The organism is Candidatus Ichthyocystis sparus, from assembly GCF_900078745.1.
GTDB classification, from domain to species: domain Bacteria; phylum Pseudomonadota; class Gammaproteobacteria; order Burkholderiales; family 2013Ark19i; genus Ichthyocystis; species Ichthyocystis sparus.
Map to the genome: position 1 here is coordinate 1 of NZ_FKII01000013.1, position 2,807 is coordinate 2,807.

Consider the following 2,807-nt stretch of genomic DNA (forward strand, 5'->3'; position numbering starts at 1 on the left):
TGAAGAAGAAACAGCAACAGAAGTGCCATGCTTTTGGGAAGAAGACTTGCCTCCACCCTTACCAACAGTGGTAGCAATGGTTGAAGTAATAGAAGGAGAAGGAAAAACCTCAGCTTGCTGCAAATTACCACCCTGTTGTACAGCACCCTCATTGTTACCGCTATCATCCTCATTATCTGGGGCACCACTAGAAGCAGCACTACTGGCTACAGATGATACAGGATACATAACAAGCTCTCTTTATATTTATTATCTGTCATTTAATATTTTTAATATCAACTCACACACAACAACACAGAAAGAAGCAAAATGAGTAAAATCCAATAAATAAGTGCATACGCATACAACACCACAAATAGGCAAGGAGCATAATAAGGAAGGGGCACAATCGGAGGCAGAGTCGTACATTATCACTCATGGACCTCAAATTCTTGTATTTCAACTAATGAACACAAGCAGACAAAACCAAAGACACCTCCAGGTAGCAATGGTAGCTTGTATATAAATTAAAAAAAACAAACATTTACATACAAAAAATAATAATTAATTGCACAAATAAAGTATTAATAAACAACACATTAATAGATAATAAATACGCATTAATTGCGCAACAATAGCTCATCGCTCATATTATTTTTGTTATTCCTTAATTTAACATCTAACCATTAATCAACGCACCGACATTACAGGAAAGAAGTAAGCGCAGTCGCATAACGAAACGCACACAAAATAACGAATAAGCATAGACACAAAAATCATTACTATTGTAACTCAATTCATAGAATAATACCCACATACCCAAAAGTAGCAATTCCCATGTACAAAGAAAAAAATCAAAGAGTAACAGCAAAATGAACTCAAGTAACATAAATAAGTGTACACCAGGATAACACATGGCAGTTAATCAAAAACCAGTATGGCTCAAATACAACATGCATATACACTGGAACTTATGTGGAACAATTATCATATAAAAGAGCATCACTCGTACGAATGTTTTAAAACATTACCTGCAACACTTAAAATATGGATTCCATCAATTCAATAAAAAAGACAAGTATCGTCCCAAGTTACTTGTAATACAGGTACAAAGAGCATACAAATTTGACAATCATGTATCATGTGAAACATAAACATTCAGCTTATCTCCTGGCATAAAATTTTGCTATGGATGATTATTTCGTTAAATTAACATAAATTGCATATAAAATAAAAGATCACTAATGAATAACCATGTGCTTCGTAAATGACATGAAATTTTTTTTAGTTTCACAAATCTTCCTTCTCCCTAACTACTGCATAATTAACTTTGGATACATGATTAACTATTAGCTACAAAAAAACAAATTCTACTTAATCATTGATCATATGAAAAAACACAATGCACAGTACTAAACATAGCATATAAAAAAACAAACCACTGCATACAAAGGAAGGTCAAGCAACGTCACTATTACTAATAGATACCGAAGAGGAAGAACGATTCAGCGGCGACATCACTAGTCGTAGACACTCCAAAAGAACCCCTAAATTGCATAATATATAATTTCTTAGGTTCGCGAAATAACTAAAAAAATAACACTAACCAATATGAAAAATTCTCTGATAGTAGCAGTAGAAACAGAAGAAGCGGTAATGGGTTGGCACTATTAGCTGCTCAGATGAGGATGAAATGGTTGATTCGCATACCACAAAGCCCCCGACGCAGAAACAACACCTTCCATAATTAATACAACTTCTCCAATCAATACAGGTGACTATGAGGAGAACGAGGAAACATCAGCGTCTAATCCTGATTCAGATGGAGATGAAGATAAACATGAAGATGAAGATGAAGACGAGGGTAAAATAGAAGGTGAAGAAGGAGGAGAAAGTAATTCATCTCCCAATCCCCAAAACGCAGGAGCAGCACCAAAAGCGGTCAACCTTACCTCATCTTCTATGTATGAAGGAGAAAAAGATAAAACATCATCGGCTACTCCCAACCCAGATGGAGGTGAAAGCAAAGGTGCAGGCGAAAACGAAGATGGAGTTTCAATAGGAGATTCACCTTCTAAAACTCCAAAATCAGAAGCAGCAACATCCACAGTTGAGGCCAAAACATCACCACCAGTGGTCAAAGAAGAATCGCCATAAAAAGTTGACACAGCCATAGAATCAGTAACGATAGACGAAGAAAATACAGTACCTCCAGGCAATTCTACAACAGTAGAGACAGTATCATTCACAGATACGCTATCATGTTGATCAGAAACAGTTGACACAACAACAGTCTCAGCACTAAGAGACAAAGAAGATCCAAAATTAGGCTGAGAAGACAATTCAGGCTGAGACCGAAGTTGTGGAAGAGAGATACCATCCGAAGAATGAGTAAGACCAGCTGTACTACTCACTAAATCCGTACCATATGCACATTTACCACTACTTCCTGATGTCTCGCTTCCACTTGTAATGCTTCCATGTGATGCACTTCTTCGAGGAACCGGATCAATATCAATAGTAGGAGGAGGCAAAGAGGATTCGGTAACCTCAGGTGATGCTACAACAGTGGAGACAATATCAGCCACAGATAAATCAGCAGATTTATTTTCATAAGACGATTTAACAAATCTAGTAGAAGACTGACCAGAATCTCCCCCTAATAGCAACAAAGATCCCGAGTGTGTTTCAGATTGAAGATTTGCCTTAGGTAATAATTCAGATCGAGATGATAGCTCAGACTTAAGTTGCGAAATAGAAACGGCCGAAGAATGAGTAAGATCAATAATACTACTTCCTGAATCCTTAGCCCCAATAGTAAATTTAAT

General features: G+C 36.8%; 2 protein-coding genes. Both read right to left on the minus strand.

The features are described 5' to 3' along the window. Window positions 1-228, minus strand: a 228-nt coding sequence (locus tag A6733_RS00300) for a hypothetical protein (RefSeq protein ID WP_141663420.1), incomplete at its 3' end; no start/stop codon positions are given. 1,529 nt (window positions 229-1,757) lie between these two features. Next, a partial coding sequence (locus A6733_RS08640; protein WP_176696728.1) for a hypothetical protein occupies window positions 1,758-2,807 on the minus strand: 1,050 nt, incomplete at its 5' end.